This is a genomic window from Pseudomonas sp. RGM2987, assembly GCF_022952855.1.
Taxonomy (GTDB): Bacteria; Pseudomonadota; Gammaproteobacteria; order Pseudomonadales; family Pseudomonadaceae; genus Aquipseudomonas.
Genome location: NZ_JALJDX010000221.1, coordinates 39,367 through 54,381 on the forward strand (window position 1 = coordinate 39,367; position 15,015 = coordinate 54,381).

Sequence of the window (15,015 nt, forward strand, 5' to 3'; positions counted from 1 at the left end):
CGGGGCCTGTATACTTGCGCTCTATTTGAGGAGCGCTCCATGGTCGAAGATGTTGAACTCAATCGTCTCTACTGGCACAGCCGCCGCGGCATGCTTGAGCTGGATGTATTGCTGGTGCCGTTCGTGAAAGAGGTTTACCCCCATCTCAATGAAGTGGACCGTGCCTGCTACGTCCGTCTGCTCGAATGCGAAGATCAGGACATGTTCGGCTGGTTCATGGAGCGCAGCGAATCCGAAGACCCGGAGCTGCAACGCATGGTTCGTATGATTCTGGACCGTGTCCAGCCCAAATAATCGCTTCGAATGCCGCTGGCAGGCCTGCGGGCAGCTGTTGGTGGCCTATCTCCTGGCCCAGGTATTTGCCTTGGGTTCGTTGTTTGTACTGACTGTCCCGTTGTGGCTCGCAGCGACGGGCATGTTTCTATGCCTGATCCATGGCGCCTGGACCCTGCCGCGACATCTGCTGCTGACCCATCCGCGGGCCTTTTGTGGATTACGTCGCGACGCCAGCGGTTGGCGGCTCTGGAACCGGGCGGATGGCTGGCAGCCGGTGCAGCTGTGCCCCGATAGCCTGGCGCTGCCGATGATCATCGTGCTGCGTTTTCGTCTGCGGGGCGAACGGCGGGTCCGCTCGGTGTGCGTGCCCCGCGGCGCGTTGGCGCCGGATGTCCATCGGCGCCTGCGGGTGCGGCTCCGGTTCAGCCGGCGTAGGTGGGCGGCACCAGAATAGTGTCCAGCGCCTCGGGGAGCAGGTTCGGGTAGTCGAGGGTGTAATGCAGCCCCCGGCTTTCCTTGCGCTCCATTGCCGAGCGAATCATCAGTTCGGCCACTTGGGCCAGGTTGCGTAGCTCGATCAGGTCGCGGCTGACTTTATAGTTGCTGTAGAACTCATCGATCTCATCCAGCAGCAAGCGCACCCGATGCTGTGCCCGTTGCAGGCGTTTGTTGGTGCGCACGATGCCGACGTAGTCCCACATGAAGCGCCGCAATTCATCCCAGTTGTGGGCGATGATCACGTCTTCGTCCGAGTCGGTAACCTGGCTGGCGTCCCAGGCGGGCAGGGCGGCTGGAATGGCGATTTGCGGCAGCTGCTGCAAGATGTCCTCCGCTGCCGAGCGGGCATAGACGAAGCACTCCAGCAACGAGTTGCTGGCCATGCGGTTGGCGCCATGCAGACCGGTGAAACTGGTTTCGCCGATGGCGTACAGGCCGGGCACATCGGTGCGGCCGTACTGGTCGACCATCACGCCGCCACAGGTGTAATGCGCCGCCGGCACCACCGGGATCGGCTGTTTGGTGATGTCGATGGAAAATTCCAGGCAGCGTTCGTACACCGTCGGAAAGTGGCTTTTAATGAACGCTTCAGGTTTGTGGCTGATGTCCAGGTAGACGCAATCGACGCCCAGACGCTTCATTTCATGGTCGATGGCCCGGGCGACGATGTCCCGTGGCGCCAGTTCGGCGCGGGGATCGAAGCGGTGCATGAAGCGTTCGCCGTTGGGCAGCTTCAGGTGTGCACCTTCGCCACGCAGGGCCTCGGTGACCAGAAAACTCTTGGCCAGCGGATGATAGAGGCAGGTGGGGTGGAACTGGTTGAATTCCAGGTTCGCCACCCGGCAGCCCGAACGCCAGGCCATGGCGATACCGTCGCCGCAAGCGCCATCGGGGTTGCTGGTATAGAGGTAGACCTTCGCTGCGCCACCGGAAGCCAGAATGACAAAGCGTGCGCCGTAGGTGTCGACTTCGCCGGTGCCGCGATTGAGCACATAGGCGCCAAGGCAGCGTTCGCCGTCCAGGCCCAGGCGCTTTTCGGTAATCAGGTCGACCGCAACACGTTGTTCCAGCAACTCGATGTTCGGTCGTTGGCGTGCCTGGGCAAGCAGTGTCTTGAAAATGGCCGCGCCGGTGGCATCGGCCGCATGAATGATGCGCCGATGACTGTGGCCGCCTTCGCGGGTCAGGTGAAACTCGAAACCACCGTCTTCGGTACCGGACTGCTCGTCACGAGTGAACGGCACGCCCTGGTCGATCAGCCACTGGATGGCTTCCCGGCTATGCTCGACCGTGAAGCGCACCGCTTGCGGGTTGCACAGGCCTCCGCCGGCATTGAGGGTATCGTCGACATGGGATTCAATGGTGTCGGTATCGTCCAGCACGGCCGCGACGCCGCCCTGGGCCCAGTAAGTCGAGCCGTTGGCCAGGTCACCCTTGCTCAGCACCGCAATGCGCAGGTGTCCGGGCAAGGTCAGGGCAAGGCTCAATCCGGCGGCACCGCTGCCGATTACCAAAACATCGTGTTGAAACTGTTGGCTCATTCGAATGATTTCCGCTCAAGGCGACCCGGGAAGGGTTGGTGTCGGACGCCGCTGCAAACGGGTCAGGCAACCACGCAGCCCACTAGTATATAGAGGGGGGGATCGGCACAATAGCCGGGCATTCATGGCAATGTGGAACCAGTGTGACAGAAATGCGACACGCTTCGTCGGATCGCACTTCTGGCGCAAGGACGATTAAACGACCATTTCGAGGATTAACGCTGCTTATCTCGCCACGGTCGTTCAATGTTCAATTCGCATCGCCAATAATAGTGGGAACTTTTGCCAAGCGGCTACGTTCAATAGACGGTTGTCTGCAAAAGGGAGCAGCGTCGGGTTGGTGCAGGATTTCGTTTGGAGTCCCCGCCGGCAGGCCCGGCGACAGATTATTCGCGCAGCCGGGGAATCTCGTGCTGCGTTTTTCGTGCGTGCCGGGATCAGAGCGCGCCGGAAACTTGCTTGAAAGGGGGAGAACTTTTGCGAAAAGCCCGAGTCTATGTTTGCAAGCCTGGTCAATTAGTAATGCCAGCCTCCTTCGAGCTTATCGAGGAGTGTTCATGCTAACCCAGGAAGAGGATCAGCAGCTGGTCGAGCGCGTGCAACGCGGCGACAAACGAGCGTTCGATCTGCTAGTGCTGAAATACCAGCACAAAATTCTCGGGTTGATCGTGCGTTTCGTGCACGACACCCATGAAGCCCAGGATGTCGCCCAGGAAGCCTTCATCAAGGCGTATCGGGCACTTGGTAATTTTCGCGGGGACAGCGCGTTTTACACGTGGCTTTACCGCATCGCCATTAACACGGCGAAAAACTATCTGGTTTCACGCGGCCGCCGGCCGCCGGATAGCGATGTGAGTTCTGAGGATGCGGAGTTCTACGACGGCGATCATGGCCTCAAGGACCTCGAATCACCGGAGCGAGCGTTGCTGCGGGATGAGATCGAAGGCACCGTCCATCGGACCATCCAGCAATTGCCCGAAGATTTGCGTACGGCTTTAACTTTACGTGAGTTCGACGGTCTGAGTTACGAGGACATTGCGAGCGTCATGCAATGTCCGGTGGGTACCGTGCGCTCCCGGATCTTCCGCGCCCGGGAGGCCATCGACAAAGCCCTGCAACCGTTGTTGCAGGAAAACTAAAGACAGCGGCGATAGCCAAGAGAGGAACGCCATGAGTCGTGAAGCCCTGCAGGAATCGCTGTCCGCAGTGATGGATAACGAAGCGGACGAACTGGAATTGCGTCGGGTATTGAATGCCTTTGACGATGTTGAAACCCGTGAGACCTGGGCTCGTTACCAGATCGCCCGGGCTGTCATGCACAAGGACCTGCTGCTTCCGCGTCTGGACATCGCTGCGGCCGTTTCTGCTGCATTGGCTGATGAAGCCGTACCGGCAAAAGCTTCCCGCGGACCATGGCGCAGCCTGGGTCGCCTGGCGGTTGCCGCTTCGGTTACCGTAGCCGTACTGGCCGGTGTGCGCCTGTACAACCAGGACGAGATTGCCGGCGTGCAGATGGCACAGCAGTCCAATCAGCCTGGCCTGGCTGCTCCGCAGGTCAAGGGCCCGGCGGTCCTGGCCGGTTACAGCGAAGGTTCGGAAGCGGCAGGTCCGATGGTCAACGGTGTTTTGCAAGGCCAACCTGGCTGGCATGATCAGCGCCTGCCAAACTACCTGCGTCAACATGCGCAGGAAGCTGCCTTGAAAGGTACCGAAAGCGCGCTACCCTACGCCCGTGCCGCCAGTCTGGAAAACCGTTAAGTAAGGAGCACCATTGCGCGCCATACCTCTGTTCACGCTTCTGTTGGGTGGCTGGTGTGCGTTACCAGCCTATGCCGATGAGGCTCAAGACTGGTTGAATCGTCTGGGCCAAGCCGAGCAACAGCAAAGCTTCCAAGGCACTTTCGTATACGAGCGCAACGGTAGTTTCTCGACCCATAACATCTGGCATCGCGTCCAGGATGGCAAAGTCCGCGAGCGGTTACTCCAGCTCGACGGTTCGGCACAGGAAGTCCTACGCATTGATGGACATACTCAATGCGTCAGTGGCTCCCTGATCGCGGGGTTGAGCAATCCGCCTGACAGCAACACCCGTACACTCGACCCGCAAAAACTCAAGAATTGGTACGACCTTGCCGTCATCGGCAAATCGCGCGTGGCCGGGCGCCAAGCGGTCATCGTTGCCCTGACGCCCAAGGACCAGCATCGCTACGGCTTTGAATTGCATCTGGACAAAGAGACCGGGCTGCCACTCAAATCCTTGTTGCTCAGCGACAAGGGGCAACTGCTCGAGCGTTTCCAGTTCACTCGCCTGAACATCGCCGTGCCCACCGATGCCGACCTTCAGGCCAGCGCCGATTGCAAGGCGGTCACGCAGGCGCCCGGCAAAGTCGCCAGAGTGAAAACTGCCTGGCACTCGGACTGGCTTCCGCCCGGCTTCGAGCTGACCGGCAGTGATTCGCGCAAGGATCCGGACACCCAGGTTCAGGTCAGTAGCCTGATGTATGACGACGGCCTGGCGCGCTTCTCGGTATTCCTGGAGCCATTGAACGGCGCAAGCGCCACCGATACCCGCACGCAACTGGGCCCGACGGCCGCGGTGTCACGACGACTCACGACGCCTCAGGGTGAAATGATGGTCACGGTGGTAGGCGAGATTCCCATCGGCACGGCGGAACGGATCGCGCTGTCGATGCGCTCCGACGTGGCAACTCAATAGCCTGTCGCCTGGATGGTTCGGTTGCGCAAGAGGCTGATTACGCCAGGGCTTGATCGAAATGCCGAAACTTCCTGTCAGCATTTTCATTTGCAAAACTTCAGCTTTTTTTCTATTAGGTCAGAGCCGCTCGGCTCTGGCCTTGCCTGTTTTTCCGGAACAGAAATACCGGCGTCTCATTCTCCGGGTATTCCTGGCTCCATATCGCTTAACCATGCTCGTCGTAACGGGAGCCGTATGTCGATACCAAGCTTGAAAACCTACCTATCCATCTTTGCCACCGTGCTGGTGCTCGGCCAGGCGGTTCCTGCCATGGCGGTCGAGCTACCTGACTTTACGCAGCTGGTCGAGCAGGCTTCGCCCGCGGTCGTCAACATCAGTACGACCCAGAAGCTGCCGGATCGTCGCGTATCGGACCAGCAGATGCCGGACCTGGAAGGCTTGCCGCCGATGCTGCGCGAGTTCTTCGAACGCGGGATGCCGCAGGCGCCGCGCTCGCCCGGCGGTGGTCGCCAGCGTGAAGCGCAATCGCTGGGTTCGGGCTTCATCATTTCACCTGACGGTTACATCTTGACCAACAACCACGTGATCGCCGACGCCGACGAAATCCTGGTACGTCTGTCCGATCGCAGCGAGCTGAAGGCCAAGCTGATCGGCACCGATCCACGTTCCGACGTGGCGCTGTTGAAAATCGACGGCAAGGATCTGCCCGTGCTCAAGCTGGGCAAGTCCCAGGACCTGAAAGCCGGCCAATGGGTAGTGGCCATCGGTTCGCCGTTCGGTTTCGACCACACCGTGACCCAGGGGATCGTCAGCGCCATCGGGCGTAGCCTGCCGAACGAGAACTATGTGCCGTTCATCCAGACCGACGTGCCGATCAATCCGGGTAACTCCGGTGGCCCGCTGTTCAACCTCGCGGGTGAAGTGGTGGGGATCAACTCCCAGATCTATACCCGTTCCGGCGGCTTCATGGGGGTGTCGTTCGCGATCCCGATCGACGTTGCCATGGACGTTTCCAGCCAGCTGAAGAGCGAAGGCAAGGTCAGCCGTGGCTGGTTGGGTGTAGTCATCCAAGAGGTGAACAAGGACCTGGCCGAGTCGTTCGGGCTGGAGAAACCGGCCGGTGCGCTGGTGGCACAGATCCAGGAAGGCGGCCCGGCAGCCAAGGGCGGCCTGCAAGTAGGTGACGTGATTCTGAGCATGAACGGTCAGCCGATCATCATGTCCGCCGACCTGCCGCACCTGGTCGGCGCCCTCAAGGCGGGGGCCAAGGCCAACCTGGAAGTGATTCGCGAGGGTAAGCGTAAGAACGTCGAATTGACTGTCGGTGCGATCCCTGAAGAGGGCAAGGAGCTGGATTCCCTGGCCAAGTCCGGCGCCGAGCGCAGCAGCAACCGCCTGGGCGTGGCTGTTGCCGAGCTCACCGATGAGCAGAAGAAGGCCCTGGAGCTGCAAGGCGGCGTGGTGATCAAGGAAGTGCAGGACGGTCCTGCCGCGCTGATCGGCCTGCAACCGGGCGACATCATTACACACCTGAACAACCAGGCTATCGGCTCCGCCAAGGAGTTCACCGATATCGCCAAGGCGCTGCCGAAGAACCGTTCGGTGTCGATGCGGGTCCTGCGTCAGGGACGTGCGAGCTTCATCACCTTCAAGCTGGCCGAATGACCAGTTAGTAGGGCAAAAAACCGCCTCGAGAGAGGCGGTTTTTTTATGCGCGGTGAATAGGGTGGGTTGCAGTGGCGAGCCAGTAAACCCTGCGGGAGCGGGCTTGCTCGCGAAAGCGGTTGGTCAGCTTGCAATGATGTTGGATGGGCTGGCCTCTTCGCGAGCAAGCCCGCTCCCACAAGGGATCTGTGCTGGGCCGCGAGTCTTTCGTTTCCCCATCACCCCATCATGTCCTTGACCATCCGCTCCTGCTCCATGAGCTCCCGCTGCCGGGCATCGATGCGTGACGAAAGCGGGAAGTTGGTGCCGGCCCGCCGCTTGGCAAAGTCCAGTTGCTGGATCGCCTGACGGTAATCGCCCACCAGGGCGAAGTACTCGGCGCGTGCCTGATGTAAACCAATGATGTTGCCCGACAGCCCGCGAGTCTCGGCCACCATGTACCAGACGTCCGGATCGTCCGGGCGGGTCTTGAGCAGGTTTTCCAAGGCTTTTTCGGCGTCGACTGGGCGGTTCTGCTTGAGCAGTAGGTCGACGCGCACTTGGTTGAGCGGATAATTGCCGGGGTACTGGCTCAGCATCCGGTCGACGCGAGACTGGGCGTCGGCCAGCTTGTTACTGGTGATGTCCAGATCCACCTGGGCCAGGTTGTAGATGATCTCGTTGGGCGATTTAGCGAGCAGCGGCTTGAGGTTCTCTCGGGCTTCATTGAGCTGCCCGCCCTTGATCTGCGCAATCGCCAGGCCATAGCGGGCCACGTCGTTCTTCGGGTTTTCATCCAACTGCGCCCGGAAGCGCTTGGCACCCAGGCCCGGGGTTTCTTCATAGGTCAGTTGGACCCGTGCGCGGATCAGCTGATAGCGCACGCTGTCCTCGATGCCGCCCGGCTTGGCCTGTTCGGCGCGGTTGCGGGTGTCGGCGATCCGCGATTCGGTCACCGGGTGGGTCAGCAGAAACTCCGGAGGTCTCGCGTCGAAGCGATACTGGCGCATCAGGCGCTCGAACATGGTTGGCATGGAGCGCGGGTCGTAGCCGGCCTTTTCCAGGTTCAGGATGCCGATACGGTCGGCTTCCTGCTCGTTCTGGCGAGAGAAGCGCCGTTGTTCCTGGATAGCGGCGGCCTGGGTCCCGGCAATGGCGGCGATCCCGGCATCACCGCCACCGGCTGCGGCGATCACGATACCGGTCAGCAGCGCGGCCATCATCGGCACTTGCATGCGTTGCTGGGCCTCGACGCCGCGAGCGAAGTGGCGCTGCGACAAGTGAGCCAGTTCGTGGGCCATGACCGAGGCATATTCGCCCTCGGTCTGGGCGTTGAGAAACAGCCCGCCGTTGACCCCGACGATGCCACCGGGCGCGGCAAAGGCGTTGAGCTGCGGACTGTTGATCAGGATGAACTCCAGGCGTCGGTCATTGACCTGGCTGGTTTCCACCAGCTTGTAGACGCTGGTTTCAACGTAGTCCTTGAGCTGCGGGTCGTTGAGCTGCGAAACCTGGCTGCGCAGCAAGGCCAGCCAGGCGCGACCCAGTTGGTGTTCCTGTTCTGGCGAGACGATGGCAGAACTGGCGTCGCCGAGTGACGGCAGGTCGTCGGCGAAGCCCGGTGAGGCAAGCAGGCAAGCAAGCGTCAGCAGGGTAGGGCGCAGAAATGTCATGCACGAAGCCTTAGTCGACAAAGACCTTACTGTAGCCGGACACCGGGCCCGGGACCAGATATTCTAGGCGGCCCAACGACCTGCGCGGAGCGAACCGATGACCGATGCTGTAGCCCACGATGCCGAACTGGACGCCAGCGGCCTGAACTGTCCGTTGCCGTTGCTCAAGGCCAAGTTGGAACTCAATCGCCTGGCCAGTGGCGCTGTGCTCAAGGTCATCGCCACGGATGCCGGTTCCCAGCGCGATTTCCGCACCTTTGCAAGGTTGGCCGGTCATACGCTGCTGCGCGAAGAAGACGAAAACGGTATCTACCGTTATTGGCTGAAAAAAGCCTGAAAACCGAAGGCGTTCCTTAAGGATTTTTAATGTTCAAAGTGTTACGCGACTGGATCCAGCGCTACTTCTCCGATGAAGAGGCCGTGGTCCTGGCAGTGCTGTTGTTCCTGGCCTTTACCGCGGTGCTTACCCTGGGCGGCATGCTGGCGCCGGTATTGGCGGGCATGGTGCTGGCGTACCTGATGCAAGGGCTGGTCACTACGCTTGAGCGCCTGCGGCTACCCGGCACCGTAGCGGTCGGGCTGGTGTTCGCCCTGTTCATGGGCTTGCTGGTGGTGTTCATGGTCGTGGTCGTGCCGTTGCTCTGGCACCAGTTGGTAACCCTGTTCAACGAACTGCCGGGGATGCTCGCCAAATGGCAATCGCTGCTGTTGCTGCTGCCCGAGCGCTATCCGCACCTGGTGTCCGATGAGCAGGTGTTGCAGACCATCGAAGTGGCGCGTGGCCAGATCGGCAAGTTCGGCCAGTGGGCGCTGACGTTTTCGCTGTCGAGCCTGCCCCTTCTGGTGAACATCATGATTTACCTGGTCCTGGTACCGATCCTGGTGTTTTTCTTCCTCAAGGATCGGGAGATGATCGGGCGTTGGGTCCGGGGCTACCTGCCCAGGGAGCGGGCGCTGATCACCCGGGTTGCCCAGGAAATGAACCGGCAGATCGCCAACTATATTCGTGGCAAGGTCATTGAGATTTTCATCTGCGGCGGCGTGACCTATGTCGGTTTCGTGGCCCTGGGGCTCAATTACGCGGCCTTGCTGGCGTTGCTGGTGGGGATTTCAGTGGTGGTGCCTTACGTCGGCACTGTGGTGGTGACCGTGCCGGTGGCCTTGATTGCGCTGTTCCAGTGGGGTTGGAGCGATCAGTTCATTTACCTGATGGCGGTCTACGGGATCATCCAGACCCTGGATGGCAACGTGTTGGTACCGCTGCTGTTCTCCGAGGCGGTGAACCTGCATCCGGTGGCGATTATCTGCGCGGTGCTGCTGTTCGGCGGGTTGTGGGGGTTCTGGGGGGTATTCTTTGCCATTCCCCTGGCGACGCTGTTCAAGGCGGTGCTGGATGCGTGGCCGAGCAAGGAGCCGGTGGTGGCGCCGTTGCTGTGAGGTGGGCCTGGTTACTGTGTGAAGCTGATGGCCTCTTCGCGAGCAAGCCCGCTCCCACATTGGATTTTCGACGTTAACAAATCCATGTGGGAGCGGGCTTGCTCGCGATAGCGCCAGTACTGACAACGGAAAACCTCAGGCCTTGTCGAGCGCCTGAGCCGCCGCCAACACCGCATCCACATGCCCTGGCACCTTCACGCCGCGCCATTCCTGGCGCAGCACGCCATCCTTGTCGATCAGGAACGTGCTGCGATCCACGCCCAGGTATTCCTTGCCATACAGCTTTTTCAACTTGATTACATCGAACAGCTGGCAGACGGCCTCGTCCTTGTCGCTGATCAGCTCGAACGGGAACTCCTGCTTGCACTTGAAGTTCTCGTGGGACTTGAGGCTGTCCCGGGACACGCCGAACACTTCGGTGTTGGCGGCCTGGAACTGCGCGTACTGGTCACGAAAACCCTGGCCTTCAGTGGTGCAGCCCGGGGTGCTGTCCTTCGGATAAAAATAGATCACCACCTGCTTGCCCTTGAGAGCGGCGAGGCTGACGGTTTGCCCGCTGGTGGCGGGCGCCTGGAAATCGCTAACCGGTTGGTCGATGGCAACGGCCATGAACGCTTCCTTACATTGGGTTTTGTGGGCGCCACGGTTCGATCAGGGCATCCAGGTTCATCGCGTCGGCGAAATCCAGGAACTGATCGCGCAGCCAACTGATCTGGGTGCCGGCCGGCAGGGTCACGGTGAACGTGGCGTTGAGCATGGTGCCGCCGGTCTGTGGCGCCTGATAGGTGTCGCAGGTCAGGTTTTCCAGCTCGACGTGGTGGTCCATGAAGAACTGGCACAGCTCGTTGATGATGTCCGGGCGGTAGGCCGAGCTTACATAGGCCACGTACGGCAGCGCCTGGGGACGGTTCTCCAGCGCGGCGCTGCGCACCACGTTGACGGTGAAGGCGTGCTTCTTCGCCAACACGGGCAGGCTACCTTCCAGGCGAGCCAGGGCGTCCCAGCTGCCGGAGATCTCGAGCACCAGCGCGCTGCATTCGCCATGGCGGGTCAGGCGTGAGGTCACGACGGCGCAGCGGTTTTCATGGCTGGCGCGGCACAGGACGTTAGTCAGCTCCATGGGGTTGGCGCCAAGGGCACTGATAACAAGGAATTGTTCGCGGACTGTGGGGGTGGACATGCAGCATTCCTAAAGCGATGAGCGGTCGGCACCTTCGCGGCTCGACACGGCGCCAGGCCCGCGTAGAACGAACGGCTCAAGCCCTGTGCCGGGGTTGCACTGCATTCCATGGCGGCGGAAATGCACCCGGACAAACGCAGGATCGGGGCTTGTGGCGACGAAAACGCAGGCTTGGAACCGGCTTGTGAGCTTATCGGTACCGATCAAAGCCTGAAGGGTAGCGAAAACCATCGCCAAGGGGAATGGTAGTTCGCTTGTACAAGCATCTTGGCGCCAGTACCATTACCGCTCTCTTTTTCCGGCAGGAGCGGTTTCATGATTGCGGGCAGTATGGTGGCATTGGTCACACCCATGGATGCACAAGGGCATCTTGACTGGGCCAGCCTCAGCAAACTCGTGGACTTCCATCTTGAGAACGGCACCCATGCCATCGTCGCAGTCGGCACAACCGGCGAGTCGGCAACCCTCGACGTCAATGAGCACATCGAAGTCATCCGTGCCGTGGTCAAGCAAGTCAACGGTCGCATCCCGGTCATCGCCGGCACTGGCGCCAACTCGACCCGTGAAGCCATCGAGCTGACCCGCAACGCCAAGGAAGCCGGGGCCGACGCCTGCCTGCTGGTCGTGCCGTACTACAACAAGCCGACCCAGGAAGGCCTGTACCAGCACTTCAAGCACATTGCCGAATCGGTCGACATCCCGCAGATCCTCTATAACGTGCCCGGCCGCACCTCCTGCGACATGCAGGCCGAGACCGTGATCCGCCTGTCCAGCGTGCCGAACATCATCGGCATCAAGGAAGCCACTGGCGACCTGAAACGCGCCAAGGCCATCCTTGATGGCGTCAGCAAGGACTTCATCCTGCTTTCCGGCGATGACCCGACTGCGGTAGAGCTGATCCTGCTGGGTGGCAAGGGCAACATTTCCGTCACCGCCAACGTCGCTCCGCGCGAAATGGCCGACCTGTGCGAGGCCGCGCTCAAGGGCGACGCCGAGACCGCACGGGCCATCAACGAAAAACTGATGCCGCTGCACAAGGACCTGTTCATCGAAGCCAACCCGATCCCGGTGAAGTGGGCGTTGGTTGAGATGGGCCTGATGCACGAAGGCATTCGCCTGCCGCTCACCTGGCTGAGCAATACCTGTCATGAACCGCTGCGGCAGGCCATGCGCCAGTCCGGCGTCCTGGTTTAATTGAGGAAGTACAACGCATGAAGCGAATGGCCGGACTTTCCGCACTTGCCTTGATTATCTCCAGCACCAGTGGCTGCGGGTGGATCTGGGGGCCGGAGGGTTACTTCCGCGACCGTGGTAGCGATTACCTGCAAGCGCAACAGACTGCACCGATGCAACTGCCGCAAGACGTCAACATCGCCAAGCGCCTGGATCCGCTGCTGCCGATCCCGCGTAACGTCGCCGACGACAGCGTCAAGGGCGAATACGTCGTTCCTCGTCCGCAACCGCTGTCGGCCGTGGCCGATGCCAGCGACTACACCTTGCAGAAGAGCGGTGATTCCAGCTGGGTCATGGGCCAGCATCCACCGGCCGAAGTCTGGCCGGTGGCGATCCAGTTCTTCCAGGACAACGGTTTCCGCCTGGACGAACAGCGCCCGCAAACGGGTGAGTTCACCACCACTTGGCAACGAGCCGATGAACTGTCCGCTGTCATGGCCAAGCGCCTGAGCGCCGCCGGTGTCGCCTCCGACAGCGAAACCCGCGTGCGGGTGCGAATCGAGCCGGGCGTGCAGCGCAACACCAGTGAAGTCTACGTGGTCAGCGCCGAGCGTCCTGCCGGCAGCACTGCCGACGTGGCATTCACCAACCGTTCGGTCAATACCGGCCTCGACGCCGCGTTGGTAGACGACATGCTCGCCAGCATGAGTCGCACCGCAGAGCAGGGCGGTTCCGTCTCGATGCTGGCCTCCAAGGAGTTCGATGCACCGAGCCGTGTCAGCCTGAGCGAAGACGGCAGCGGCAACCCGGTGCTCAACGTCGGCTCCGACCTGGACCGTGCCTGGTCAAGTGTTGGCCGTGCGCTGGAGCAGGGCGAATGGCGGGTTGAAGACATCAACCGCAGCCTGGGCCTTTACTACATCAACCTCGCCGAAAAGGCCGAGAAGAAAGACGAGAAACCTGGCTTCTTCAGTGGCCTGTTCGGCAGCAAGCCGGACAAGGAAGAAGTTGAAGCCCGCGCCGAGCGCTATCAGGTTCGCCTGAGCAAGGTGGGCGACAACGTCCAGGTAACCGTCGAGAAGAACATCAATACCGTGGCGCCGGCTGAAGTGGCGCGCAAAGTGTTGGGCGTGATTCAGGACAACCTGGGCTGATCCGATGCGTTTTGCCGTTCTCGGCAGCGGTAGCCAGGGGAACGGCACGCTGATCGCCAGCGCCGGCACGTACGTGTTGGTCGATTGTGGTTTCTCCCTACGGGAAACCGAGAAGCGCCTGTTGCGCCTGGGTGTGCACCCGGCGCAACTGAGCGCGATACTTGTGACCCACGAACATGCCGACCACGTGCATGGCGTGGGTTTGCTGTCTCGGCGCTACAATCTGCCGGTGTACTTGAGTCGCGGCACGCTGGGTGGCTTGCGCAAGCCCATCGAACCGGCCGGTTTCGTGGCCGGTGGGGAGCAACTGCGCATTGGTGCCCTGGACATCAGCGTGGTCAGCGTGGCACACGACGCCCGGGAGCCAACGCAGTATGTGTTCAGCGACGGCGAGCGGCGTTTCGGCTTGCTCACCGACCTGGGGTCTTATTGCGACCGGGTCATGGACAGTTACCGGGACCTCGATGCCTTGATGATTGAGTCCAACCACTGTCGCGACATGCTGGCGCGGGGTTACTACCCGTACTTCCTTAAGCAGCGCGTGGGTGGGGAGCACGGGCATTTGAACAACCACCAGGCAGCGTTCCTGGTGGCCGAGTTGGGCTGGCAAGGCCTGCAACACCTGGTCCTGGCCCATCTGAGCAGCAAGAACAACCTGCCGCAGCTGGCCCGGCAATGTTTTGTCGACACCCTCGGGTGCGACCCGGACTGGCTGCAACTGGCCGATCAAGATTCAGGGCTCGACTGGCGACATATCGCCTAGCCCACTACTTAGCAAGCGGAGCCCATCATGGAAAAACGTGAAGAACTCTACCGCGGCAAAGCCAAGTCGGTTTACAAGACCGACGAAGCCGACCGCTTGATCCTACTGTTTCGCAACGACACCTCGGCGTTCGACGGCAAGCGCATCGAACAGCTGGACCGCAAGGGCATGGTGAACAACAAGTTCAACGCCTTCATCATGCAGAAACTCGAAGCCGCCGGCGTGCCGACCCAGTTCGACAAACTGCTGGGCGACAACGAATGCCTGGTCAAGAAGCTGGACATGATCCCGGTCGAGTGCGTCGTGCGTAACTACGCCGCCGGCAGCCTGGTCAAGCGCCTGGGCGTGGAAGAGGGCCTGAAGCTCAACCCTTACACCTTCGAACTGTTCCTGAAGGACGACGCCAAGGGCGACCCGTTCATCAACGAATCCCACGTCGTGGCCTTCGGCTGGGGCACCGCCGAGCAACTGGCGCGCATGAAGGAGTTGTCCCTCAAGGTCAACGAAGTGCTGACCAAACTGTTTGATGACGCCGGCTTGCTGCTGGTGGACTTCAAGCTTGAGTTCGGTGTGTTCAGCGACGGCTCCATCGTCCTGGGCGACGAATTCAGCCCGGACGGCTGCCGCCTGTGGGACAAGGACACCAAGAAGAAGATGGACAAGGACCGCTTCCGCCAGGGCCTCGGTGACGTCATCGAAGCCTACGAGGAAGTCGCCCAGCGCCTGGGTGTACCTCTGTAATCAACGCAAGCATCTGATAGCACGGAAAAAAAATCGCTCGGGGGTTCGCTTCCGGCGAATGTGCTGGTATGATGCGCGCCACTGGAGAGATGCCGGAGTGGCCGAACGGGACGGATTCGAAATCCGTTGTACTGGCGACAGTACCTAGGGTTCAAATCCCTATCTCTCCGCCATATTCAAAGGCCCCGAGCGCTTAGCCGCCTCGGGGCTTTTTTGTAT

At 60.8% G+C, this 15,015-nt stretch carries 16 protein-coding genes and 1 tRNA gene; 13 read left to right on the plus strand and 4 right to left on the minus strand.

Going from position 1 to position 15,015, the window contains the following annotated elements; genetic code table 11:
- Nucleotides 1-39: 39 nt before the first annotated feature.
- Complete coding sequence (locus tag RGM2987_RS25425) at nucleotides 40-294, plus strand: succinate dehydrogenase assembly factor 2 (protein ID WP_003184348.1); 255 nt, start codon at nucleotides 40-42, stop codon at nucleotides 292-294.
- The gene (locus RGM2987_RS25430) at nucleotides 278-730 is read left to right on the plus strand and encodes a hypothetical protein (RefSeq protein WP_245145617.1); all 453 of its coding nucleotides are present in this window, start codon (nucleotides 278-280) and stop codon (nucleotides 728-730) included. Before RGM2987_RS25425 ends, RGM2987_RS25430 begins: the two co-directional genes overlap by 17 nt.
- On the opposite strand, the gene nadB is transcribed toward RGM2987_RS25430, so the two are convergent.
- Nucleotides 699-2,315: an L-aspartate oxidase gene (gene nadB, locus RGM2987_RS25435; protein ID WP_245145618.1), complete on the minus strand. Its 1,617-nt coding sequence runs from the start codon at nucleotides 2,313-2,315 to the stop codon at nucleotides 699-701. The two genes, RGM2987_RS25430 and nadB, sit on opposite strands and share 32 nt — an antisense overlap.
- A gap of 557 nt (nucleotides 2,316-2,872) precedes the next feature.
- On the opposite strand from nadB, the gene rpoE reads away from it, so the two are divergent.
- The 4 genes from rpoE (at nucleotide 2,873) to RGM2987_RS25455 (ending at nucleotide 6,696) form a co-directional block, all read left to right on the plus strand.
- Nucleotides 2,873-3,454 (plus strand): RNA polymerase sigma factor RpoE, encoded by a 582-nt coding sequence (gene rpoE, locus RGM2987_RS25440; RefSeq protein ID WP_003172477.1) that lies wholly within the window; start codon nucleotides 2,873-2,875, stop codon nucleotides 3,452-3,454.
- 31 nt (nucleotides 3,455-3,485) lie between these two features.
- Complete coding sequence (locus RGM2987_RS25445; RefSeq protein WP_245145619.1) at nucleotides 3,486-4,073, plus strand: RseA family anti-sigma factor; 588 nt, start codon at nucleotides 3,486-3,488, stop codon at nucleotides 4,071-4,073.
- Between the two features lie 13 nt (nucleotides 4,074-4,086).
- Nucleotides 4,087-5,031: a MucB/RseB C-terminal domain-containing protein gene (locus RGM2987_RS25450; RefSeq protein WP_245145620.1), complete on the plus strand. Its 945-nt coding sequence runs from the start codon at nucleotides 4,087-4,089 to the stop codon at nucleotides 5,029-5,031.
- A gap of 234 nt (nucleotides 5,032-5,265) precedes the next feature.
- Nucleotides 5,266-6,696, plus strand: coding sequence for a DegQ family serine endoprotease (locus RGM2987_RS25455; RefSeq protein WP_245145621.1), 1,431 nt, complete (start codon nucleotides 5,266-5,268; stop codon nucleotides 6,694-6,696).
- A 218-nt stretch (nucleotides 6,697-6,914) separates the two neighbouring features.
- On the opposite strand, the gene RGM2987_RS25460 is transcribed toward RGM2987_RS25455, so the two are convergent.
- Nucleotides 6,915-8,348: a M48 family metalloprotease gene (locus tag RGM2987_RS25460; protein ID WP_245145622.1), complete on the minus strand. Its 1,434-nt coding sequence runs from the start codon at nucleotides 8,346-8,348 to the stop codon at nucleotides 6,915-6,917.
- Nucleotides 8,349-8,445: 97 nt separating this feature from the next.
- Here RGM2987_RS25460 and RGM2987_RS25465 point away from each other — a divergent pair, with 97 nt between their 5' ends.
- The gene (locus RGM2987_RS25465) at nucleotides 8,446-8,685 is read left to right on the plus strand and encodes a sulfurtransferase TusA family protein (RefSeq protein WP_245145623.1); all 240 of its coding nucleotides are present in this window, start codon (nucleotides 8,446-8,448) and stop codon (nucleotides 8,683-8,685) included.
- A gap of 29 nt (nucleotides 8,686-8,714) precedes the next feature.
- Complete coding sequence (locus tag RGM2987_RS25470; RefSeq protein WP_245145624.1) at nucleotides 8,715-9,785, plus strand: AI-2E family transporter; 1,071 nt, start codon at nucleotides 8,715-8,717, stop codon at nucleotides 9,783-9,785.
- Between the two features lie 135 nt (nucleotides 9,786-9,920).
- Here RGM2987_RS25470 and RGM2987_RS25475 read toward each other — a convergent pair whose 3' ends face one another.
- A complete protein-coding gene (locus RGM2987_RS25475; RefSeq protein ID WP_245145625.1) occupies nucleotides 9,921-10,394 on the minus strand; it encodes a peroxiredoxin in 474 nt (157 codons plus the stop codon).
- 10 nt (nucleotides 10,395-10,404) lie between these two features.
- Nucleotides 10,405-10,965, minus strand: coding sequence for a glycine cleavage system protein R (locus tag RGM2987_RS25480; RefSeq protein WP_003184325.1), 561 nt, complete (start codon nucleotides 10,963-10,965; stop codon nucleotides 10,405-10,407).
- Between the two features lie 315 nt (nucleotides 10,966-11,280).
- On the opposite strand from RGM2987_RS25480, the gene dapA reads away from it, so the two are divergent.
- The 5 genes from dapA to RGM2987_RS25505 all read left to right on the plus strand — a co-directional run bounded on the left by dapA (nucleotide 11,281) and on the right by RGM2987_RS25505 (nucleotide 14,969).
- Complete coding sequence (gene dapA / locus RGM2987_RS25485) at nucleotides 11,281-12,159, plus strand: 4-hydroxy-tetrahydrodipicolinate synthase (protein WP_245145626.1); 879 nt, start codon at nucleotides 11,281-11,283, stop codon at nucleotides 12,157-12,159.
- 17 nt (nucleotides 12,160-12,176) lie between these two features.
- Complete coding sequence (bamC, locus tag RGM2987_RS25490) at nucleotides 12,177-13,292, plus strand: outer membrane protein assembly factor BamC (RefSeq protein ID WP_245145627.1); 1,116 nt, start codon at nucleotides 12,177-12,179, stop codon at nucleotides 13,290-13,292.
- Nucleotides 13,293-13,296: 4 nt separating this feature from the next.
- Nucleotides 13,297-14,055, plus strand: a complete 759-nt coding sequence (locus tag RGM2987_RS25495; RefSeq protein ID WP_245145628.1) for an MBL fold metallo-hydrolase — start codon at nucleotides 13,297-13,299, stop codon at nucleotides 14,053-14,055.
- Between the two features lie 27 nt (nucleotides 14,056-14,082).
- Nucleotides 14,083-14,796 carry a phosphoribosylaminoimidazolesuccinocarboxamide synthase gene (purC, locus tag RGM2987_RS25500; RefSeq protein WP_245145629.1) on the plus strand — a complete coding sequence of 238 codons (714 nt, stop codon included), beginning with the start codon at nucleotides 14,083-14,085 and terminating at the stop codon, nucleotides 14,794-14,796.
- 83 nt (nucleotides 14,797-14,879) lie between these two features.
- Nucleotides 14,880-14,969: transfer RNA gene (locus tag RGM2987_RS25505), tRNA-Ser, on the plus strand.
- The last annotated feature ends 46 nt before the right edge of the window (nucleotides 14,970-15,015 follow it).